Origin of the sequence: Sphingopyxis fribergensis (assembly GCF_000803645.1) — a bacterium.
Taxonomy (GTDB): Bacteria; Pseudomonadota; Alphaproteobacteria; order Sphingomonadales; family Sphingomonadaceae; genus Sphingopyxis; species Sphingopyxis fribergensis.
This window is the reverse complement of sequence record NZ_CP009122.1, coordinates 1,240,351-1,263,031: the sequence shown is the minus strand read 5'-3', so window position 1 is coordinate 1,263,031 and position 22,681 is coordinate 1,240,351. Positions and strand designations below refer to the sequence as shown.

16 protein-coding genes are annotated in these 22,681 nt (G+C 65.0%); 9 read left to right on the top strand and 7 right to left on the bottom strand.

All coding sequences use genetic code 11. The features are described from left to right. The first annotated feature begins 91 nt into the window (after window positions 1–91). Entirely contained in the window at window positions 92–1,153 is a 1,062-nt protein-coding gene (locus tag SKP52_RS05890) for a tetratricopeptide repeat protein (RefSeq protein ID WP_039572773.1), read from the top strand. On the opposite strand, the gene SKP52_RS05885 is transcribed toward SKP52_RS05890, so the two are convergent. After that, window positions 1,154–2,167 (bottom strand): XdhC family protein, encoded by a 1,014-nt coding sequence (locus SKP52_RS05885; protein ID WP_081997223.1) that lies wholly within the window; start codon window positions 2,165–2,167, stop codon window positions 1,154–1,156. It lies immediately after the preceding gene. Window positions 2,168–2,197: 30 nt separating this feature from the next. Here SKP52_RS05885 and SKP52_RS05880 point away from each other — a divergent pair, with 30 nt between their 5' ends. Then, window positions 2,198–2,797: a nucleotidyltransferase family protein gene (locus SKP52_RS05880; protein WP_148309037.1), complete on the top strand. Its 600-nt coding sequence runs from the start codon at window positions 2,198–2,200 to the stop codon at window positions 2,795–2,797. Window positions 2,798–2,813: 16 nt separating this feature from the next. Here the strand turns inward: SKP52_RS05880 and paoC are convergent, their stop codons facing one another. Genes paoC through paoA form a run of 3 tightly spaced genes read right to left on the bottom strand, consistent with a single transcriptional unit; the run spans window position 2,814 to window position 6,607 of the window. Next, on the bottom strand, window positions 2,814–5,018 hold the full coding sequence (gene paoC, locus SKP52_RS05875) for an aldehyde oxidoreductase molybdenum-binding subunit PaoC (protein WP_039572767.1): 2,205 nt from the start codon (window positions 5,016–5,018) through the stop codon (window positions 2,814–2,816). Between the two features lie 3 nt (window positions 5,019–5,021). Next, window positions 5,022–5,972 carry an FAD binding domain-containing protein gene (locus SKP52_RS05870; RefSeq protein ID WP_039572764.1) on the bottom strand — a complete coding sequence of 317 codons (951 nt, stop codon included), beginning with the start codon at window positions 5,970–5,972 and terminating at the stop codon, window positions 5,022–5,024. Then, on the bottom strand, window positions 5,969–6,607 hold the full coding sequence (gene paoA / locus SKP52_RS05865) for an aldehyde dehydrogenase iron-sulfur subunit PaoA (protein WP_039572761.1): 639 nt from the start codon (window positions 6,605–6,607) through the stop codon (window positions 5,969–5,971). Before paoA ends, SKP52_RS05870 begins: the two co-directional genes overlap by 4 nt. A gap of 239 nt (window positions 6,608–6,846) precedes the next feature. On the opposite strand from paoA, the gene SKP52_RS05860 reads away from it, so the two are divergent. The 7 genes from SKP52_RS05860 (at window position 6,847) to SKP52_RS05830 (ending at window position 17,796) form a co-directional block, all read left to right on the top strand. Next, a complete protein-coding gene (locus SKP52_RS05860) occupies window positions 6,847–8,223 on the top strand; it encodes an amidohydrolase family protein (protein ID WP_039572757.1) in 1,377 nt (458 codons plus the stop codon). Next, window positions 8,213–9,331, top strand: a complete 1,119-nt coding sequence (locus SKP52_RS05855) for a dipeptidase (RefSeq protein ID WP_039572754.1) — start codon at window positions 8,213–8,215, stop codon at window positions 9,329–9,331. Before SKP52_RS05860 ends, SKP52_RS05855 begins: the two co-directional genes overlap by 11 nt. Beyond that, entirely contained in the window at window positions 9,324–10,277 is a 954-nt protein-coding gene (locus tag SKP52_RS05850) for an ornithine cyclodeaminase family protein (RefSeq protein WP_228383841.1), read from the top strand. Before SKP52_RS05855 ends, SKP52_RS05850 begins: the two co-directional genes overlap by 8 nt. A 203-nt stretch (window positions 10,278–10,480) precedes the next feature. After that, window positions 10,481–12,145 (top strand): MFS transporter, encoded by a 1,665-nt coding sequence (locus SKP52_RS05845; protein WP_039572752.1) that lies wholly within the window; start codon window positions 10,481–10,483, stop codon window positions 12,143–12,145. A gap of 1 nt (window position 12,146) precedes the next feature. Further along, window positions 12,147–13,319: an HlyD family secretion protein gene (locus SKP52_RS05840; protein ID WP_081997222.1), complete on the top strand. Its 1,173-nt coding sequence runs from the start codon at window positions 12,147–12,149 to the stop codon at window positions 13,317–13,319. A 2-nt stretch (window positions 13,320–13,321) separates the two neighbouring features. Beyond that, window positions 13,322–14,740 carry an efflux transporter outer membrane subunit gene (locus tag SKP52_RS05835; RefSeq protein ID WP_052207891.1) on the top strand — a complete coding sequence of 473 codons (1,419 nt, stop codon included), beginning with the start codon at window positions 13,322–13,324 and terminating at the stop codon, window positions 14,738–14,740. 347 nt (window positions 14,741–15,087) lie between these two features. Beyond that, window positions 15,088–17,796, top strand: coding sequence for a TonB-dependent receptor plug domain-containing protein (locus SKP52_RS05830; RefSeq protein ID WP_039572749.1), 2,709 nt, complete (start codon window positions 15,088–15,090; stop codon window positions 17,794–17,796). Between the two features lie 567 nt (window positions 17,797–18,363). On the opposite strand, the gene SKP52_RS05825 is transcribed toward SKP52_RS05830, so the two are convergent. The 3 genes from SKP52_RS05825 to SKP52_RS05815 are packed head-to-tail and all read right to left on the bottom strand — an operon-like array spanning window position 18,364 to window position 22,671. Beyond that, entirely contained in the window at window positions 18,364–20,355 is a 1,992-nt protein-coding gene (locus SKP52_RS05825; protein WP_228383840.1) for a serine hydrolase domain-containing protein, read from the bottom strand. Further along, window positions 20,352–21,638, bottom strand: a complete 1,287-nt coding sequence (locus SKP52_RS05820; RefSeq protein WP_039572747.1) for a metal-dependent hydrolase family protein — start codon at window positions 21,636–21,638, stop codon at window positions 20,352–20,354. Before SKP52_RS05820 ends, SKP52_RS05825 begins: the two co-directional genes overlap by 4 nt. Before the next feature lie 28 nt (window positions 21,639–21,666). Further along, window positions 21,667–22,671 (bottom strand): dipeptide epimerase, encoded by a 1,005-nt coding sequence (locus tag SKP52_RS05815; RefSeq protein WP_039572745.1) that lies wholly within the window; start codon window positions 22,669–22,671, stop codon window positions 21,667–21,669. Window positions 22,672–22,681: the final 10 nt, after the last annotated feature.

Sequence of the window (22,681 nt, the reverse complement as noted above, 5' to 3'; positions counted from 1 at the left end):
TCCGAGCGAGCGCCGCCGCATCCGCCTCGCCGCTTGCGCTTTTCGATCGAGATGTTCGCCCGTCGTCCAATATTGAGTATAAGGCCAGACGATGACCGGCGACGACGATCTCCATTCCCTTCTGCCAGACCCACCGCCGCCCGCGCCGAAACGGCGCGAGGCGGCCATCGCCGATGCGCTCGCGCGCTTCGACGGGACATCCGTCGCGGAGCACCGGCCGCGACGGGATGGCACAGCATGGTGGAAATCGCTTCGGGGCCCACAGGCCGGCCTGTTCGCAACCGCCGCGCTGGTGGCCGCAATCAGCCTGCCCTTTGCCTGGACCACGCTCAATCCGGCCGCGCCCGCCGCCGACGAACAGGTTCCACCCAGCAGCCGCGAAAAGGAGCGGATCGTCGCACGCGACATAGTCGACGCGCCGGCTGCGGTCTCGATCGCAACACCGCCGTCCGCGGAAGCCGATCGCGTTGAGCCAAATATCGCTGCGCCCCCCGCGGCTCCGGCCGCGCCACCAGCGAAGCGTGTCGAACTGGCGCAGGCGGAAACCGCCGCGCCGACGGCCGTTGCAGCGAAGGCCGAAGAGGCCGCACCCATTGTCGTTCAGGGGCGAGCTTATGCGCCGCCGTTGCAAGATACACCGAGCGCCGTTTCGGCGATTTCGGCCGACAGGGCGTCCGAGAACGATGTCGTCGTCACCGGCACGCGTATCTCGAAACCGCCGCGGCGCGGCGACTGGAACGCCTGCACCGTCAACGACCCGAGCCGGACGCTGTCCAAATGCAAGAGGCTGGCGAACAAGGGCGCGAAGGACGTCCGGGAGCAGGCCGACGCGCACCTTTCCGAAGGGCTGAAACACGCGTGGAAAGGCGACCTGGATGAGGCGATTGTCGCGTTCGATCAGGCGATTGCCGTCGCGCCCGACCTTTCGGTGGCCTACCTCAATCGCGGCCTCGCTTACGACCGTCAAGGCGAGAGCACACGCGCAATCGCCGATCTCGACCGCGCGATCCGCCATGCACCGCAATCGGCGCGCGCTTATTATAACCGCAGCCTTCTCTTGCGGAAACAAGGTGAGGTCCGCCGCGCCGACGTCGACGAGCGCCGTGCGGTCAGCCTCGACAACCGATATCAGGCGGCACCGCGCCCGGACTAATCAGGCCCGAAGCGCTTGATCGATGAGATCGTCGTGCTGTGCGTAGGCGTCAGCCGCCTCATCCGAGCTCGCGGATATGCAGCCGATCCGGTGATATTCCTGCACGATCTGCGACAGCGCCGACAGCGCCAGCGTCGCCGGGTCGCGTGTTGCAGGGATGAGGCCGACCGACGTCCGGAGCTTGCGGCGCAAATCCTCCGGCACGCCGGCTGCCCGCAAGGTGTCGAGCCGGATATCCTGCGTTCGCCGGCTCCCGATCGCCCCGATGTAAAAGCTGGGAAGACGCAGCGCTAACGGCAGCAGTTCTTCCTCCCAGTCGCGATCGTGAAACACCGAAAGGATCGCGGTCCAAGCATCGGTACGCACCGGCGGCAGCGACGTGCGCACGGTCAGCCGGACGGTGTCGAAGCCTTCGGCAGTCAGATCCGCCAAGGCGCGTTCGTCGGGCGACAACAGGCTGACATCGGCGCCGTAGCTCTTCGCAAGGCGCGCGAGTGCCGTGAGTTCTTCGCCCTGCCCGATCGCGACGATGCGGAGCGTCGGCGCATAGTAAAGACGGAAGCCGCCATCGCGCCAGTCGGCGCAATCGCCTTCCGACACGGCCTCCAAAAACACGCCGTCTTCCGCGAGCCGCAACGCGGCCGGCTTGCGGCGGTCATGCCGGCAGAGCACCCCCGCGATCGCGTCCGGATCGGGCCTCGGGTTGAACAGAAGATCGATGCCGCCGCCACAGGGCAACCGGATGTCGAGATAGGGCGACCCGGCGCCGAACCGCACGCGCTTGGCGCGGCTATCGGCCAGCGTTCCGATCGCCTCGGCGACGACCGCCGCCTCGATGCAGCCGCCCGAGAAAGACCCCACATATCGTCCGTCCTCTGCCACCGCCATCTGCGCGCCGATCGCGCGCGGCGACGATCCCTCGATCGCGGTCAGCGTGACGAGGATCGTTCCGGCGCCCTCCCGGCTCCGGTCGAGGGCAAAGCGCAATATGTCGGCTGGCGTGGTTGCTATCATCCGATATTTGCTCTGGAAGGGACGCAAAGAGTGACGGAAGGAACAAGAGCCATGGTCCAAGTTGCGGACGTCTCCGCGATCCTGCTTGCCGCGGGTACGTCGAACCGGTTCGGCGCCGAGGACAAGCTGCTGGCGCCGCTCGCGGGCGAACCGCTGGCACTGCACGCCGCACGGCGGATCGTCGAGCTGTTGCCGAAGCGGCGGATCGCGGTCTGCAAAGACACGGACGGCGCGCTCGCGCAGTTGCTGGCGTCGAACGGTTTCAAGATCATCGTTAACCCACACCCCGAACACGGGCTGTCGCAATCCCTGTCGTGCGGCATTGCCGAAGCCGCGCTGGGTCGGGAGGCCGCGGCGCTGATCTGCCTCGCCGATATGCCCTTCGTCAGCACTCGCCATTTGCGCGAGTTGCTGACGCGCTTCGATCCCCGAACCGCGCCCGCGGTCGCCTCGTCGAACGGCAACGCGGCGATGCCCCCGGCACTGTTTTCCCGCGCGCTGTTCGACAAACTTCGTAACGGCGAAGGCGACCGGGGCGGCAAAGCCTTGCTGGCGGACGCCGCCCTCGTCCACGCCGACCCCGACGAGCTGCTGGACATCGACCGGCCGGACGATCTGCCCGCCCGCTGATCGCGGCGTATCGCGATCACGTCATCTCCGGCAATTTGTCTATGAACTTGTCAAGTGTGATCGGATAGTTGCGCACGCGCGCTCCGGTCGCATTATAGACCGCATTGGCGACCGCAGCCGCGACGCCGCAGATGCCTAGTTCGCCGACGCCCTTCGCCTTCATAGGTGACGTCGTCGGATCGGCTTCGTCGAGGAAAATGACGTCCTGATGCGGAATATCGGCATGGACGGGGACTTCATACCCGGCGAGGTCGTGGTTGACGAAAAAGCCGAAACGCTTGTCGACCGCGAGTTCTTCCATCAGCGCCGCGCCCGCGCCCATCGTCATCGCGCCGATCACCTGGCTGCGTGCGGCCTTGGGATTGAGGATGCGTCCGGCGGCGCAGACTGCAAGCATCCGGCGGACGCGGATTTCGCCCGTCATCGCATCGACGCCGACCTCGACGAAATGCGCGCCAAAGGTGGATTGCTGAAATTTCTCGGCCAGGTCGCCATATTCCATATTGTCTTCGGCAACGAGTTCGCCGTCGGCGGCGGCATCACCGAGCGCGACGCTGCGCCGTCCGGCTTTGACCTTGCTGTCGGCAAAGACCGCATCGGACGCCAGGCCGAGCTTCGCCACCACGGCCTCGCGCAGCTTTACGCACGCGGCATAGACGCCCGCCGTCGAGCTGTTGGCACCCCACTGCCCGCCCGAACCCGCCGACACCGGAAAAGCGGAATCACCGAGTTTCACGACGACCTTGTCGAGCGGCACGCCCATCATTTCGGCGGCGGTCTGTGCGATGATCGTATAGCTGCCGGTGCCGATGTCGGTCATGTCGGTCTCGACCGTCACCACACCCGACTTGGCGAGGCGAACGCGCGCGGCGGACGGGCCGTTGATGTTGTTGCGAAAGGCGGCCGCCATCCCCATTCCGACCAGCCACCGGCCGTCGCGCGTCACGCCCGGCTTCGGATTGCGTTTCGCCCAGCCGAATTTCTCGGCCCCGGTCTGCATACATTTGTTGAGCTGCCGCTGCGAAAAGGGTCGGCTCGGCTTTTCGGGGTCGACCTGCGTGTCGTTGAGGACGCGCAAGGCGATCGGGTCCATACCGAGCTTTTCCGCCAGTTCGTCGACGGCGATCTCGAGCGCCATCAACCCCGGCGCTTCGCCAGGCGCGCGCATTGCATTGCCTTCGGGCAGGTCAAGCACTGCGAGGCGCATCGCGGTCATGCGATTTTCGCCAGCGTAAAGCAGGCGCGTCTGCGCCACTGCGGTTTCGGGACCGCCGCCGGGCAAATCGCCCGACCAGCTTTCGTGCCCGACCGCGGTCAGCTTGCCGTCAGCGGTCGCGCCAAGGCGGATGCGCTGGATCGTCGCGGGCCGGTGCGTCGTGTTGTTGATCATCAACGGACGGGGGAGTGCCACCTTGACCGGCCGCTTTGCCGCCTTCGCGCCGAGCGCGGCCAGCAATACATCGGCACGATTGAACAATTTGCCGCCGAAACCGCCGCCGATATAGGGCGAGTCGAAACGGATATTCTCCTTCGGCATGCCAAGCGTCTTGGCCATGTCGCCGACCGACCAGGCGATCATCTGGTTCGACGTCCAAACGGTCAGCTTGTCGCCCTCCCAAGCGGCTATCGTCGCATGGGGCTCCATCATTGCATGGCTATGGTCGGGGGTCGTGTAGCGCGCGTCGAGTTGCACCGGCGCGGCGGCAAAAGCGGCCGCAAAGTCGCCGACGCTGGTGTCAGGCTCGGTGCCAAAGACCGCCTTGGGCTTGACCGCGGTGTCGATGGCGGCCGCAAGATCATAAGCGCCCTTCTCGCGCGCATATTCGACGCGAACGAGCGACGCGGCGGCGCGCGCCTGTTCAAAACTGTCGGCAACGACAAGCGCGACCGCCTGATGATAATGCTCGATCGTCGGGCCACCGAGCAGCTTGGCGGTGTTGAAATCGCCTTTCGCCAGCTTGCCCGCATTGTCCGCGGTGACGATCGCAATGACCCCCGGCGCCGCTTTGGCTTCATCGAGATTCATCGACGCGATCCGCCCCTTGGCGATCGCCGATCCGACGACATAGCCATAGGCTTGGTTCGCCGCGACATCGTGGCGTTCATAGGCGTAGTGCGCGGTCCCCGTCGTCTTGAGCGGCCCCTCGATGCGGTTGGTGGGTTTGCCGACGATCTTCATCTGATCAATCGGGTTGGTGGTTGCGGGCGTGTCGAATTTCATGACTCAGCCCTTTGCTTGTGCCAGCACCCCGGCGAGCGTGCGCTCGACGAGAGGCAGCTTATAGGCGTTTTCATGGGTGGTCTTGGCGCCCGCGAGCAGGCCGTCGGCGACCGGTTTCGCCCCGCGCGGCAGCGCCGCCTCGGCCGCTTCGACGCGCCACGGCTTATAGCCGACGCCGCCAAGCGCGACGCGTCCCGTTCCATCGCGCTGGACGATCACACCGACCGAAATCAGCGCAAAGGCATAGGACGCGCGGTCGCGGACCTTGTGATAGATATGCGTGCCCCCGACGGGCTTTGGCAGCGTGACCGCGGTGATCAGCTCGCCCGGCGCCAGCACCGTCTCCAAATGCGGGGTCTTCCCCGGCGCACGGTAGAATTCGGCGATGGGAATCGTGCGCGCCTTGCCCGCCGCATCGACCGTCTCGACCGCAGCATCAAGCGCGCGCATGGCCACCGCCATGTCGCTCGGGTGCGTTGCGATGCACGCGTCGCTCGCACCGACGACTGCGTGCAGCCGGTTGAAGCCGCCGATGGCGGCGCAGCCGCTACCTAGTTTGCGCTTGTTGCACGGCTGATTGGTGTCGTAAAAATAAGGGCAGCGCGTCCGCTGGAGCAGATTGCCCGCGGTCGTCGCCTTGTTTCGCAGTTGCCCCGATGCGCCCGCGACCAGCGCGCGGGTCAACAGACCATAGTCGCGCCGCACACGCGCATCGCTCGCGAGATCGGTGTTGCGTACCATCGCGCCGATGCGAAGTCCGCCCTCGGGCGTCGCCTCGATCTTGTCGAGCGCGACGCGGCTGACGTCGATCAGGTGCTGCGGCGCTTCGATCTCGAGCTTCATCAAGTCGAGCAAATTGGTGCCGCCCGCGAGGAAACGCGCGCCCGACGTCCGTGCGAAGGCGGCCGTCGCCGCAGCAGCGCTATCGACGCGCTCATAGGTGAAGCTCTTCATGCCCTCACTCCTGCCACGTCGCTGATTGCATCAATGATGTTCGAATAGGCACCGCAGCGGCAAATGTTGCCGCTCATCCGCTCGCGTATCTCCATATTGGTGACTTGCGGTGCGGCGGTCAGGTCGGCGGTGACGTGGCTCGGGATACCCGCCTTGATCTCGTCGAGCACCGCGACCGCCGAACAAATCTGGCCGGGGGTGCAATAGCCGCATTGAAAGCCATCGTGCGTCACGAAGGCGTCCTGCATCGCGTGCATCTTGTCGGGGCTGCCGAGACCCTCGATCGTTGTGATCTTGTCGCCTCCGTGCATCACCGCCAATGTCAGGCAGCTGTTGATGCGACGTCCGTCGACGATGACGGTGCACGCGCCGCACTGGCCGTGGTCGCATCCCTTCTTGGTCCCGGTCAGGTGCAGATGCTCGCGCAACGCGTCGAGCAACGATGTCCGGTTGTCGAGATCGAGCTCATGGACCTTGCCGTTCACCTCAAAGGCTACCTTGGCAGTCGGCGGAGCCTTTGCCGTGGGGGCGGCCGCCGCCGTCCCGATAGGAACCAGCGTCACCGTCGCGACCGAGGCCGCGCCGCCCACCAGCACACCGCGCCGGGACAGCTCATATTCTTCTGGGGTCTGCATCGCGTTCGTCCGTTTCTGTTCTGTTTGCCAATGAGCGCGGAGGCCCACGGGAAGGTTCAGGCAGTCGATACCGCGCAGCTTATAGGGACCGCGTCGGCACAGAAAATTTCGGATTCTTGGGTGATAGCTATCATACTAATACGCGCCAGAACAGATATGGTGTCCGTCTCATGCAGCTAATTCGCACGATATTGGCTCGGCGATTGCGGACATGAAATGAGCGCGCTAGCCACGAGCGCATGACATTCCTCGGCTCATGTCCGCCAGCGCTCCTCGCTGCCATCCATTCGCTTGGCGTTGCCGCATCGCTGATGGCGGCTGCACCTTCGGCGGCGGCCCAACAGATACTTTACGCCAATGCGACTGTGATCGACGGGACCGGCACGCCGGCCCGCGCCAATCAGGACATATTGATCGACGGCGAGCGGATCGTGGCGATCGGCGCGCATAACGGGCTGTCTCAGGCGGGAACCGCACGCCGGGTCGACCTGTCCGGGCGCTTCGTCATCCCCGGCCTGATCGACAGCCACGTCCATCTCGCCACCCCGCCGAACCGCGCGCGCGCCGAGGCGATCCTGCGCCGTCAGCTTTATGGCGGCGTGACCGCAGTGCGCGACATGGCCGACGATCTGCGCGCGGTTGGCGAGCTTTCGCGCGCGTCGCTGGTCGGCGAGATGCCGGCGCCCGACATATTTTACGCCGCGCTGATGGCGGGGCCGTCCTTTTTCGAGGATACGCGCGTCCTTGCGGTCAGCCGCGGCTTCACGCCGGGCACCGCGCCGTGGATGCAGGCGATCGATGAAAGGACCGACCTGCGCACCGCGGTCACGCTGGCGCGCGGCACGTCGGCGAGCGCGATCAAGATCTACGCCAACCTGCCCGCCGAGCGCGTCAAGGCGATCACCGCCGAAGCGCATCGCCAGAAGCTGATGATCTGGGCGCACAGCGCGGTCTTCCCCGCGCGCCCCGCAGAGGTGATTGCAGCGGGCGTCGATTCGGTCAGCCATGTCTGTTATCTCGGCTATGAAGCGCAGCCCGAGATGCTCGCCGCCTATCAGGACCGCACCCCGGTCGACGAAGCGCGCCTCGCCCCGACCGGCGATGATCCGGTGGTCGCCCGCCTCTTCGACGCGATGCGGAAACGTGGCACCATCCTCGATGCGACGGGCAGCCTGTTCGTCAAGTTCGAGGCCGCGCGCAAGGCCGATCCGAAAGCCAAGCCGCTGCGTTGCAGCGGCGCACGGACGATCCAGATGACCCAGCAAGCGTGGCGCGCCGGCCTGCCGATTTCGACCGGCACCGACTTCGTTAATCCCGCCGGCGACGCCTGGCCCGAAGTCCACGCCGAGCTTCGCTATCTGGCGAAAGATGTCGGCATGCCGCCGCTCGCGGTCATCCATTCGGCCACGCTGGTCGGCGCACGCGCCGCGGGGCAGGACAAGGAGATGGGGTCGATCGAGCCGGGCAAGCTTGCGAATTTTGTCATACTGTCGGCGGACCCGCTGGCCGACATCGACAATATCGAAAAGATCGAAATGACGGTGAAGCGCGGCCGCGAATATCGACGCGCCGATTATGTCGCCCCGACCGCGAAGGAGCTTGGAAATGACGATTGAACGCCGTGCGATGCTCGCAGGCGCGGCGGGACTGGCCGCGACATCTCTCCTGCCGGCGGCCGCAAGCGCGGCCCCCGACGGTCGGAAATGGGTGATCGTCAATGCGCTCGGCGGCCTTGCCGACCCGAATATACAGGGCGTCGCCGACCCGTTTTCACCGCGCGTGCTTGGCGAAGCGCATGCGTCGGGCGTCACCGCGATCAACTGCACCCTCGGCTATGTAGCGGGACCGGCCGAACCGTTCGAAAAGAGCGTCACCGATGTCGCCGAAATGGACATGCTGCTGCGCCGCTATCCGCGCGAACTCCTCAAGATATTGAGCATCGCCGACATCCGCCGCGCCAAGGCTGAAAAGAAGGTCGGGATCATCTACGGCTTTCAGAACGGCGCAATGATGGGCAAGGACGCCGCCCGCGTCGACATCTTCGCCAACATGGGCGTCCGCATCTTCCAGCTCACCTATAATCCGGCGAACCAGCTTGGCGACGGTTCGATGGCGCCCGGTAACCGCGGCCTCACGCCATTCGGGCGCGACGTGATCGAGCGGCTGAACGCGCAGCGGATGATCGTCGACCTGTCGCATAGCGGAGAGAAGACCTGCCTCGAAGCCGCGCGCGCCTCGAAGGCACCGATCTCGATCAACCACACCGGCTGCCGCGCGGTGACCGACCTGCCGCGCAACAAGACCGATGCCGAGCTGCGGCTCGTTGCCGAAAGGGGCGGCTTTATCGGCATCTATTTCATGCCGTTCCTCAATATCTCGGGCCACGCGCGCGCCGAGGATGTCCTCCGCCACATCGACCATGCGGTGAATATCTGCGGCGAGGATCATGTCGGGATCGGCACCGATGGCACAGTCGGTCAGATCGACGATCTCCAGGCCTATGAAGCGGTGCTCGCCAAGGAGATCGCCGAGCGCCGGGCGGCGGGAATCAGCGCGGCGGGCGAACGCCCCGACACCTATCCCTTCGTCGTCGACCTTCGCGGGCCCGACCAGTTTCGCAAACTGATCGGGCTGCTTGCCGCGCGCGGCTATTCGAGCCGCCGAATCGAGAAGATCATGGGGCTCAATTTCCTGCGCCACGCCGAAAGCGTCTGGGGTGGCTGATCCGATCCGCTTCATCGATGCCGCCGAAGTCCGCGCCCAGCTCGATCACCGGACGTGCATCGACCTTATGCGCCGCGCGATGATCGCACTCGCCGAAGGGCGAACCCAGCAATTGCTGCGCGGCATCATCGATCTTGGCGAAGGCGATCTGTTCGGGGTCATGCCCGGCGCGCTCGACGGCGCGGGTTTCGGGGCGAAGATCATCAGCGTCTTTCCGGCGGCGGCCGCACACGGCAGTTCGCATCAGGGCGTCATCATCCTGTTCGATCGCGCGAGCGGCGCGCCCGTCTGCGTCATCGACGCGAGCGAGGTTACCGCGATCCGCACTGCCGCCGCCTCCGCCGCGGCCACCGACGCGCTCGCGCGCACCAACGCCCGCCGTCTCGCGATCCTCGGAACTGGCGAACAGGCCTGGCACCATGTCGCCGCCATCCGCCATGTCCGCGCGCTCGACGAGGTGCATATATGGGGTCGGTCGCTCGAAAAGGCGGACGCGCTGGCCGGTCGGATCGCGCGCGATCTTGGGCTTGCGGCCCGTAGCGCGGACTCAGTTGCCGACGCCGTGAGCGGCGTAGACATCATCTGCACGCTCACCGGCGCCGCCGAGCCGATCCTACTCAGCGCGCACATTGCGGACGGCATACACGTTAACGCCGTCGGCTCAAGCCGCGCGGGTCCATCCGAAATCGACGAAGTGCTGGTCGCGCGGGCGCGTTTCGTGCCCGATCATCGCGAGGGCGTGCTGGCGCAGGGAGCGGAATATCTGCGCGCCAGCGCGGCGAGGCTCGTCACCGAGGCGCATGTCCTGCCCGAGATCGGGCATGTCTTTTCGGGCGCCGCGCCAGGTCGCCTCGCGGCATCGGACGTCACCATCTATAAATCGCTCGGCTCGATCGTTCAGGATTTGGCGTGCGCGGCGTATCTTTGGAAGACGCACCGCGCTTGAGGATCCGGGGGCGTGCTCGACGGCCTCTATGCCCGCGTCGCGGGTCTCCTATTCCACCGAATAGGCTGCATGGTTCCCTGCGATGCGGTAAGGAAAATCATGATTATCGAACCGATTCGCCGTAGCCCGCTGGGGCGCCGCGATGATGGCAGTCACGAGTCCGCCCGTGGCGCGTCCGTAACCGCGAAGCCGGCCTGACCGCGATGGCGGACTATGTCTTCAAACCCCACGAACGGCCAACGCTTCCAGGATCGCCCGCTAATCCCGATCATCCGAAGTCGCGCATGGTGCGCCATTTCCTGATCGGCTGTCTGATCGGGATCACCGGCGGGCTCGGCAACGCCCTCGTCACGGTCAACCTCAACTTCGCGCAAGGGACGTTGGGGCTCAACAGCGACGAGGCGGCTTGGCTGACGGCGGCCTATTTCATGACCAACGTCACCGCGAACCTGTTGCTCGTCAAATATCGCCAGCAATTCGGACTTCAGCCGTTTATCCGCTACATGCTCGTCGCCTATGCCGTGACGACGCTGATGCACCTGTTCATCCACGATTTCTGGACCTCGGTTGCGGTCAGGGCGATGAGCGGGATTGCGGCGAGCGGCCTCTCGACCCTCACCATTCTCTATTTCTTCCAGGCGCTTCCGGCATCGAAGCGGCTTGCCGCGGTGATGATCGGCATCTGCATCCCCCAGATCGCGACGCCGCTTGCGCGTGTGCTGTCGCCAGGGCTGCTCATATGGGGCGACTGGCACAATCTCTACTGGTTCGAATTCGGGCTCGCGCTCGCGACGCTCGCCGCCGTGTGGGCGCAGCCGCTGCCGCCGAGCGAGCGGCAGAAAGTGTTCGAACCGCTCGATTTCCTGACCTTCGCGCTTTTCGCACCCGGACTATGGTTGCTGATCGCCGTCCTCTCGCAAGGGCGGATCCAATGGTGGACCGAGCGGCCGTGGATAGGCTGTTCGCTGGCCGCCAGTGTCGCGCTGATCGCCGCCGCCATACTCGTCGAGCATCATCGCAGGAATCCGCTCATCAACACGCGATGGCTCGGCACGCGCGAGATGATGCGGCTGATAGCGGTCGCCGCATCGATCCGTATCCTGCTGTCCGAACAGGCGTTCGGATCGGTCGGGTTTCTCAATAGCGTCGGCATGATCAACGATCAGATGGTCACGCTGAACCTGATCGTCGTCTTCGCGTCGATCGCCGGCCTTGCGACCGCAGTGCTGACCTTTCGTCCCGACAATCTGACGCGACCCATCATCATCGCGGTCGTGCTGATCGTGATCGCATCCTTCATGGATGCGAACGCGACCAACCTTACCCGGCCGAGCCAATTCTATCTAAGCCAAGCGCTGATCGGTTTTGCATCTTTGCTCTTCCTCGCGCAGGCGATGGTAATCGGCATTGCGCGAACCCTGCTTGCGGGCGGGAAAAATTTCATCAGCTTTGTCGTGCTGTTCAGCATGAGCCAGAGCATCGGGGGGCTTGCCGGCGGCACGCTGCTCGGAACCTTCCAGACGGTTCGGGAGAAATATCATTCGCACGAACTGGTCCAGAATATCGTCGCGAGCGATCCGCTGGTCACGGCGCGGCTGGGCGCCGGCAGCCGCGTCGTTGCCGGAACCGTCGGCGATCCGGTGCTGCGCAGTGCAGAGGGCGCCGCCCTGCTAAGCCAGCAAGTCACGCGCGAGGCCAACATCCTTGCGTATAATGACGTATTCCTTCTGGTCGGGGTACTCGCGGTCTTGACGACGATATGGGGCTTCATGATCAGCCGAGGCATCCGGCGGCGGCATGAACCGTCGCCGGTGATATTATTGGTACAGCGCCTGCAAGCGCAGGCACAGGCTCAGCAGGGGCAATAGGGTGAGCGACGAGCCAAAGGCGAACGTGCCGAAAACCGAGCCTGAAAAGGCAGCCCTGCCGCCTGCCCCGCCCGAAACAGCTCCGGCATCCGATCCGCAAGTCGAAGCGCGCCCGTCAGCGTGGCGCCCGCCCGACAAGAAGCGAACGACCGTGATCGTCATTGTGGCGGTCGCCGTGTTTGCGATCCTCGCGATCCTTTATTCGTGGCAGCTCCCACCCTTCGCGGGCGGCGCGGAGCGGACCGACAATGCCTATGTGCGCGGGCGCGTGACGATCATCAGCCCGCAGGTCAGCGGCTATGTCACCAGCGTCCCCGTGCAGGATTTCGCCGAGGTCAAGGCCGGCCAGATCCTCGCGACGATCGACGACCGCATCTATCGCGCCCGCGTCGCGCAAGCCGAAGCAAACGTCGCGGCGCAGCAGGCCGCCCTCGCGAATTCGGCCCAGGCACAGCGGTCGCGCGAGGTCGCCACCGACAGCCAGAACGCTGGCATCGCTAACGCGCAGGCGCAGCTGGTCCGGGCCGAAGCTGACATGCGCCGCGCGCGCGCGCTCGTTGCCGACGGATCGATCTCGACCCGCGAATTCGACCAGACGCGCGCAGCACTGCTCGCGGCCCAGGCGGGCGTGCAACAGGCGCGCGCCAGCCGGGCGATCGGCACTCAGGACGTCCGCACCGTCGTTGTCGGCCGCGCCGGGCTCGAAGCCGCGGTCGAGTCGGCGAAGGCGCAGCTCCGCCTCGCGCAGATCGACCTCGATAATACGATCATCCGTGCGCCAGCCGACGGCCAATTGTCTGAGATCGGCGTGCGCGTGGGCGCCTATGTCACCGCGGGAACGCAATTGTTGTCGGTCGTCCCGCATCATGTGTGGGTCATCGCGAACTTCAAGGAAGCGCAGACTGGCGACATGGCGATCGGCCAGCGAGCGCGGTTCACCGTTGACGCCCTCGGTGACGCTGAGCTGACCGGACGGATCGAAAATCTGTCGCCGGCCGCGGGCTCCGAATTTGCGGTACTGAAAGCCGACAATGCGACCGGCAATTTCGTCAAGGTGGCGCAGCGGATCGCGGTGCGGATCAAGATCGACGACAAGCAACCGATGGCAGCGCGACTGAGGCCCGGCATGTCGGTGGAGGTTCATGTCGACACGAACAGCGGATCCAGGCGATGAAAATGTCGCGGTTCGCGCTGACGACCTTGCTCGCCGGGGTGCTCGCCGCCTGCACCGGGCCGAAGGTTGCGACCGCCCCGGTGGCACCCGTCGCGCCGCCCGTGGCGTGGCGCACCGATGCCGGGCCGTCCGCGCCGCTGCAGCGCGACTGGTGGAAGTCGTTTGGCGATCCGGCCTTGGCCGCCTTGATCGACAAGGCGCTGGCCTACAACAGCGACATCGGGGTCGCCGCGGGGCGCGTGCGCGAGGCGCGCGCCAATCTGGCGCTCGCACGTGCGCAGACACTGCCGGCGATCGACGCGACGATCAGCGGCGGGCGATCGCGGTCGGTGAGCGCCTTTGGCCAGCCGTCCGAGCAGAATTTTGCGCAGCCGCAGGTGCAGATCGCCTATGAAGTCGATCTGTTCGGCCGCCTCGCCGACCAAAAATCGGCGGCGCGCGATAGCTGGTTTGCGAGCGAAGCGGCGCACGATAGCGTGCAGCTGTCGGTCGCGGCGGCGGTCGCGAGCAATTATGTCACGCTACGCGGCCTCGACGCACGGCTGGAGGTCGCGCGCGAGACCGTGCGCGCACGATCGGAATCGCTGCGGATCGCGAAATCTCGAGTCGGTCGGGGTTATTCGCCCAAGCTCGAGCTTCAGCAAGCGCAGGCCGAATATGACGCAACCGCGCAAATCGTGCCGCAGATCGAACTCGCCATCGCGCGCACTGAAGACGGGCTTAGCCTGCTGGTCGGCGACACGCCGCGCGCCATCGACCGCGGCACGGCGCTTGAGCAGCTTGCCGTGCCCGCCGTTCCCGAAGGCCTGCCGTCCGAACTGCTGCGCCGCCGGCCCGACGTCGCGCAGGCCGAATATCAGCTCGCGGCGTCGGACAAGAATCTCTCCGCCGTGCGCAAGCGCTTCCTGCCACAGGTGCGCCTCACCTCGGCCGCTGGCGCGGCCTTTTCGACGCTGCTCGGCGACCCGATCACGATCTGGTCGGTCGGCGGCAGCATCCTCGCGCCGATCTTTCAGGGCGGGCGGCTGACGGCACAGGCCGATGCGGCGGGGGCGCAGCGAGACCAGGCCGCCTTTGCGTACCGCCGCACCGCGCTCACTGCGTTCCGCGAAGTCGAGGATGCGCTCGCGTCGGTCCGTCTGATCGACGCACAAATCGCGTACGCCCAGTCGCAGCGCGACGCGCTTGCCGAAGGACTCCGGCTGGCAACCAACCGCTATCGCGAAGGCTATTCGCCCTACCTCGAACAACTCGACGCTCAGCGCGGCCTGCTCGGCGCCGAGCTGTCGTTGATCCAGCTCCGCGCCGACGCACTCTCGGCGCGCATCCAGCTGTTCCAGGCGATGGGCGGCGGTTGGACGATGTGCGAGATTCCGGAAGCGTCGTGTTCGCCGGTTACCCAAGGCGCCGCTCCGGCTTGATACGACAAGCGCGCTAGCGACCCGCTGGCTGCTCTCAAAAACCCGCCTCCTCGTCCTGCCGATATGCGGTGCGTCTTGAGCGCGCATCGGGCAAGACAGCGGTTGGCAAGACATATTTTTTGAAACAGGGTTGAAAATGCCTGATTCACAAGCCTTTCGGGCTGAATCTCCTGCCTGTCAGACCTCAAATTTTCTGTAATTGAAAATTATGTCTTGATTGGGGTTGATTTTTCACAAAATTCCGACTTTATAGAAATTCGCAAACGCGAGGACCGCTAGAGCCTCGTCGTAAAAAACATAAGCGAACATTGGGCAGCAACTGCCGTCCACAGGCGAAGGGGATATTTATGAAACTCGTTCAATCCGGCTGGTATGCGGGCACCGCGCTGTCGATGCTGGTCAGTCTGAGCCCGGCCCATGCACAGTCGGTCGACGCCGCGGCCGACGTTGTTTCGGACGAAGAGATCGTCGTCAGCGGCTCGCGCATTCAGCGCGAAGGTTTCGACGCACCGACCCCGACGACGGTGATCGGCGAGGCCGAGCTGGCGCTCGGCAACCGCCCGAGCATCGCGCAGGTGCTGAACGACGCTCCCCAATTTCGCGCGACGTCGACGCCGTCCACGACGCCGGGCAACACCAGCAGCGGCGTTTCGACCGCCGACATGCGCGGCCTGGGGTCGGTCCGCACCCTGACGCTGCTCAACGGGCATCGTTTTGCCGGGGCCAATGACCTCAACATCGTGCCGCAAAGCCTGGTCAAGCGGATCGACGTCGTCACGGGCGGCGCATCGGCCGCCTGGGGCTCGGGTGCCGTTGCGGGCGTGGTCAACATCATCCTCGATGACGATTTCGACGGCTGGCGCATGGGGGTGCAGTCGGGCATCTCGTCGCGCGGTGACGCAGCGCGCTATGGCGCCGACATCGCATGGGGTACCGATTTTGCGGGCGGGCGCGGCCATTTCATGGTTGCGGGCGAATATATGAACGAGCGCGGCGCGCTCAGCCGCGACGACCGGCCCAATCTGGTGGCGGGGCTGTTCCAGCGCGCCGACGGCAAGCTCGAACTGGTGCGCGATCCCAATTCAACGCAGCTTTACAACGGCGGCTCGATCCTCAGCACCGCGGGCGCGCCCCGCAATCTGGTGTTCAACCCCGACGGCAATATCGTCGCCTTCCCGCTCGGCAGCGTCACAAACGGTGTCACGACCATCGGCGGGGGCGGCCAGAATATCTTCGACTATGTCGCGGTCAGCACCCCCTATGAGCGCATCAATGGCTTTGCCCGCGCGAGCTATGACATCACCGACACGCTGAAAATCTGGGCCAATTTCAGCTATCACCGCATGTCGGCGGACTACAGCTTCTTCCCGGAAACGCCGGCAGCGGTCATCATGCCCGACAATGCCTTCCTGACCCAGGCGAACCGCGATCAACTTGGCGCCGCGGGGGTTACCGGTCCGTTCCTGCTCGGCCGCGTTCTGGACGATGTGGGTGCCGACAGGGTGATGACTTTCGAATATAGCCGCCGGAATCTGGAAGGCGCGATCGGACTCAACGGCAGTTTCGGCGAAGGCTGGACCTACGGCGCCTATTATAACCACGGTGAAATCCGGCTCAACCAGGGGCTCAATAACCAGCGGATCAAATCGCGCTTCAACAATGGCGTCGATGCTGTGCTGGTCGGCAATACGCCGACGTGCCGCATCAACACCGATGCGTCGACGGCCAACGACGATCCCAATTGCGTCCCGATCAACCTGTTCGGCAATGGCAGCATCTCGGACGCGGCGGCGGCGTGGGCGTTCGGCGGTTCGCAGTTGATCTATACGATCAAGCTCGACGCGGCGGGCGCCAGCGTTTCGGGTCAGCCCTTCTCGACTTGGGCTGGGCCCGTCGACATCGCTTTCGGCACCGACGTCCGCTGGGAAAAGCAGGTCACCAACTATGTCGACCCGCTCTCGCTCGCGGGCGCGCTCGGCACGCTCAATTCGTCGGCGACGAATGGCAGCTTCAACGTCAAGGAAGCCTTCGCCGAAGTGAATGTGCCGCTGGTCGACATCACCGACACGCTGAAGCTCGAAATCAACGGCGCCGCGCGCTATTCGGATTATAGCACCAGCGGCGGAATCTGGTCGTGGAAGACCGGCGGCACCCTGCGCGTCGTCAATGACCTGTTGCTGCGCGCCGTCTATTCGCGCGACATCCGCTCGCCCAGCATCAACGAATATTTCCTTACCCGGTCGACCAATATCGGCACCGTCCTCGACCCCTTCCGGGGCCAGAATGGCACGGTGCAGAATAATGTGTTCGTCTATGGCGGCGGCAACATCAACCTGACCCCGGAAATTTCGCACACGCTGACGCTCGGTGGATCCTACTCCCCGTCCTTTGCCTCCGGCCTGCGCCTGTCGGTCGATTATTATGATATCGACATCGACAATGTGATCACGACGGTCACCGCGAATGACCTGCTCAAACAGTGTTTCGCCAATGCGCCGAACGACGACACCTGCGGCGGCGTCATCATCCGCGAAGCCAATGGCACGATCGGGTCGATCACCAACACCTATCGCAACCTCGCCAATTACCGCACGCAGGGTATCGACATCGAGGCATCATACCGCATGCAGCTGAGCGACGGAAACCTCTCGTTCCGCGTGCTGGCCAACCATGTCTTCAACCTGAAGATCAACGGGGCGGACGTGTCAGGTTACGTCGGCGGCGACACCGCCTTCTCGACCCCCAAATGGCGCGGCACGGGCACGATCGCCTTTGACAACGACAGCTTCGGGGCCAACCTGCGCATCCGTTATGTCGATGGCGGACTCGACCGCCCCTTGACGGTTATCAACAATGTCCCGGTGGAGATTGTGAACAACAAGGTGGGCAGCCGCACCTATGTCGATCTGGGCGCCCAGTTCAAAGCCGGCCCGTTCACCCTGTTCGGCAACGTCAACAATTTGTTCGACCGCGATCCGCCGATCACGCCGTATACCAGTCCCAATTTCGACGTGATCGGCCGCTATATTTCGGGCGGAGTGAAGCTGAGCTTCTGACCCTTCCCCATCAGCTAGTCCCCGGGGCAGCGGTATCGACGATACCGCTGCCCTTGTTTTTTTGACGGCGAGATCCGGGATTCGATCGTCGCAAGCAGTTTCAAAGGTAAGGAAAGGTCAGCCCAACGCGTCCCCGATTTGGACGTCGGGTCGTGCCCGACGCGTGCGACCGTAGTCGTTGCCGCGCGCCGGACAGCGACCGCCTTTTCACAAAATGAAAGAGCTGGATGAGGACTGGCACAGCCGGATAATGTAGGAAAGGCCTATTTGAAGGCGGCAGATTTTGGGGGTGGTTTCAAGTCATTCCCGTTTCCGTTCCTGTCGAGCGAAGTCGAAACACCCATCGATGTGGTGCTTGGCGCAAGGGGCATCTCGACTTCGCTCGATGCGAATGGGCATGGTCAGGCGCTATGTCCCCTCCCGGTAATTCAATGCTTCAGTCATCGTTGGCCGAGCCCGGATGACGAGCAGAAGAAACCTCCCCGTCGCGCGGCGACGGGGAGGTTGCAGAACGGAGCACGGACAGACGGGCCCAGGCTGGGCCCCTCCCCCAATCGCGTTATGCGGTCAGTAATTCACCGTCATCGCGATGAGGCCAAAGGTCCACGCCACGTAGAAAGGCGCGAGCACGGCAAACAGCAGGAGCAACGCCCAGAGCGTCCGGAACCAGCCGCGTTTTTCCCGCACGACGATACGCAGATTCCATGCCGCGAGCACCGTGCCGCCGACAAGGATGATCAGCCCGGCAATCTGGAGGAACCACAGCCACGGATCATAGGAGGGCAGCGCCTTCAGCGTCGACAGGCTTACCAGCCAGGCAGCAACCAGCGCGAGCACCAGACCTGCCGCGATGCGGACGCCGCGATAAACGAGCAGCGACCGGCGCTGGAGCGTCAGCGGCGCCTTGTAGTGGCGGCGAACCAGTGCCGACACGGGCCACTGCAGCAAGGTGATCAGCAGGATAGCGAAGCTGACATAGAGCGCGGGCTTGATCCACCCCGCGGACTTCGACGCGGGCGCGCGATCGAACACCATGAAGGGCGAGATGCCGTCGATGCTCCAACGCATGACCTTGCCGCCCACGACCTCAGCGGCAAGCCGACCGTGGCCGTCGGCATTGTGCCAGACGAAGGGCGCGGTCTCGACCCATTTGGCGGGTTTTCCGTTAAGGTCGCGCGCGGCCGGGACGATGAGTTCGCCCTTGGGACCGACGCTGATCTTCACCTGCCCGAGCAGCGAGGCGATCGCGTAGAAATTGGTTTCGGCTCGGCGGCTGTTGAGCCAGTTTCCCGCGAGCATCCGCGCATGTTCGGCCGAGGTTTTCGCATCGACGCGCGTGGCGGGCATTTCGTTGCCCGGAAGATAGCGATCGGCGAAATCCTCGAACAAGGCGCGGCGTACCGGGCCGACCGAGGCCTGCTCACCGGTCGCGTTGAACGACATATAGAGGCCGATATTTTCGTTCGTGAAAAGGTGGAGCGCGGTGTGGAACAGCTGCGTGTCGCCGAGATGCGCGATCACCTGACGGCCGTTGATGTTGGTTTCGAAAAAGCCGAGCTCCATGCGGTTGAGCGGCGGCAGGATGGTGAGCGGCGTGTCGTGCATCATCCGCGCGGTTTCGGGCTTCATCAACCCCGCGCCCTGGTTCAGATGCGCGATCATGAATTTGCCCATGTCGGCGCCGGTCGAGGAAAGACCGCCCGCGGGCGACGGACCGACGATTTCGAACTTCGACGGGCCGGCCGAAAGCTGGCGATACCCCGTCGCCATCCACGGCGCGAAGCTCTTGGGCAACGGCTGGCGGAAGGTCGAGTTCGCCATGCCGAGGGGCTGGAAGATGCGTTGTTCGACATAGTCGTCGAACGACATTTTCGTAACGCGCTCGACGATATAGCCCGCGAGTGCGGTGCCGTAATTCGAATAGGAGGGCGTCGTGCCCGGCGCATAGATGCGGCTGGGAATCCCGCCTTTCACAAGATCGCCGAGCGGGATCTGGAATTTCTTGTCCTCGAACATGGTGAGCTTGCCATGCTCCTCGAAACCCGCAGTGTGCGTCATCAACTGGCGCATCGTGACGGGTTTGCCGTCCTTCAGCGGGATCTTGAAATCGAGGTAGGTGTTGACGTCGGCGTCGAGGTCGATCCTGCCGGCCTCGACCTGCTGCATCACCGCGGTCCAGGTGAACAGCTTCGATACCGATCCGGGACGGAACAAGGTGCGCGCGGGATCGACCGGCGTGCGCCTGGCGGCATCGGCATAGCCGAAGCCGCGCTGGGTGAGCACCTGCCCGTCCTTGACGACGACGATCACGGCGCCGGCGAGATCGCCGCGCTTGAGGGCAAAGGGCATAAAGCCGTCGAGCCAGCTGTCGACATCCTGCTTGGTCAGTGTTGCCGGCGGGGCAAGCGGGGTTGTGACCGGAGGCGCGGCTTTTTGTGCTTCGGCCGCGGGCTTGGGCGCGATGGCAGGCGCCAGCTGCGTTGCGGGCTTCGTCGCCGCGGTGCCAAGCATCATGGCGAGCGGCAGCAGCGCGAACAGCTTGAGCGAGCGCATCGTCATTCGCCTGCTTCCCGCGCGACCACGCCGCGCGCCATGACGAATCCCATGGTTTCAAGGCTGCGCACCTCGGCCAGCGGATCACCCTTTACCGCGACGATGTCGGCCGACTTGCCCGCCGCGAGGGTGCCGATTTCGGTTTCGAGCCCGGCATGCGCTGCCGCCCACACGGTCGCGGACTTGATCGTCTCCAGCGGGGTCAGCCCCGCCTTCACCATCAGCGCGAATTCGCGGGCGTTCTCGCCATGCTTCGACACCGCGCTGTCGGTCCCGAATGCGATGCGGACGCCACTCTGATGCGCGCGGCGCAAGGCATCGACCATCAGCGGGCCGACGGTGCGCGCCTTGGCGCGGACTGCTGCTGGCATCCATTCGGCCTCTTCGGCCTGCCGAGCAACGGTGTCGCCGGCGAGCAAGGTCGGAACCAGATAGCTGCCCTTCGCCTTAAACAGCCTGATCGATTCCGCATCCAGATACGTCCCGTGCTCGACCGAATCGACGCCGGCGCGGAGCGCGGCATTGACGCCGTCGGTCCCGTGCGCGTGCGCCGCGACCTTGCGGCCGAGGCGGTGCGCGGTGTCGACGATCGCGACGAGTTCGGCGTCGCTCATCTGCTGGCCGAGGCCCGCCGCGGTGTTCGACATCACGCCGCCGGTCGAGGCGGTCTTGATGACGTCGGCGCCCTGCTGCACCGCCAGCCGCACCGCGCGCGCGCAATCGTCGGCGCCCGAACAGAGCGTGGGAGAGCGGAACAGGTCGATGATTTCCTGCCGATAGCCGTGGACGTCGCCATGCCCGCCGTGCGCCGCGACGCCGCCCGCGGCGATAATCCGCGGCCCGATGACCTTGCCCGTCGCGGTGGCATCGCGCAGCGCATTGATCGCCTGTGGATCGGAACCCAGGTCGACCACGGTGGTGAACCCTGCGCGCACGGTGCGCTTGGCAAAGACGACGCCATCGAACGCCTGATCGACGGTCGACTTGGTCACCGCATCGAGGCGGCTCGTCGGGCTCGATTCAAAGGTCAGGTGGACATGGCTGTCGATGAAACCCGGCATAACGAACTGATCGCGAAGGTCGACAATCCGGCCCTCGCCGACGAAGCCGTCGCGGATCGCGGCGATCTTTCCGCCTTCGACAACGATCGTCTTGTTCGTTTCGACGCGGCCGTTCGCGGGATCGGCGAGCAGGCGCCCGGCGTGGATATAGGTTGCCGACGGTTCTTGCGCAGCGGCAGGCTGGATCAGCGCCACCAGCGCGAGCCCCGCGAAAATCGTTTTCTTCATTGTGCCTCTCCCTGTCCCATTATCGCTTTCAGCCGACCTCGCGGCCCCATATCGCCTCGCCGCACCACGCATCGCCGCCCGTATATTCGATCGAGGGCTTGCGATCGTCCGCCAGGAAGATCGGGCCGTCGAGATCGACGATGTCGCATAGCTGTCCGACAATGAATGCGGGCGCCATCGCAAGGCTGGAGCCGACCATATTGCCGACCATCACGCCGAGTCCGAGTTCGCGGGCGCGCTGTGCAATGGCCAGCCCCTCGGTCAGCCCGCCGCACTTATCGAGCTTGATGTTCACGACATCGAACCGGCCGACCAGCCCTTCGACATCGGCGAGCGTTAGCGCGCTCTCGTCCGCCGCGATCGGGATCGGGCACTGGTAGCCGGTGAGGTCGGCTTCGCGCCCGCGCGCCAGCGGCTGTTCGAGCAGTTTGACGTCGGCGGCGACCAGTGCCGCGACGAGCTTATCGAGGTCGCCGATCGCGAAACCCTGATTGGCATCGACGCCGATCCAGCATTCGGGCCGCGCCGCGCGAACCGCCTGCACGCGCGCGATGTCGAGATCGAGGTCGCCGGTGAGCTTGAGCTTGAGCGCGCGCGCCTGCGCATAGCCACGCGCACCCTCGGCCATCACGCCGGGATCGTCGGCGCCGAGCGTGAAGGTGGTTCGGAGCGGGCGCGGTTCGGCGAGCCCGGCGACTTCCCAGACGGGAACGCCGCTGCGCCGAGCGTCGAGTTCCCAGAGCGCGCAATCGAGCGCGTTGCGCGCGCCGCCCGCGGGGAGCAGCGTCTGCAACTGCTCGCGCGTCGCTCCGGCTTTGACCGCGCCGCGCACGCTTTCGATGGCGGCCGCCATCGCGGGCACATCGTCGCCGAGATAATAGACCCCCGACGCTTCGCCGCGCCCGCTATGCGTGCCGTCCGAGAGCGTGACCAGCACGACCGGGGTGTCGGTGAAGACATGCCCCGAGATGCGGAACGGCTTGGCGAGGGGGAGCGATTCGATCGCGAGGTCGAGCGAGAGGGGAAGCGTCATCGAGTTTGTC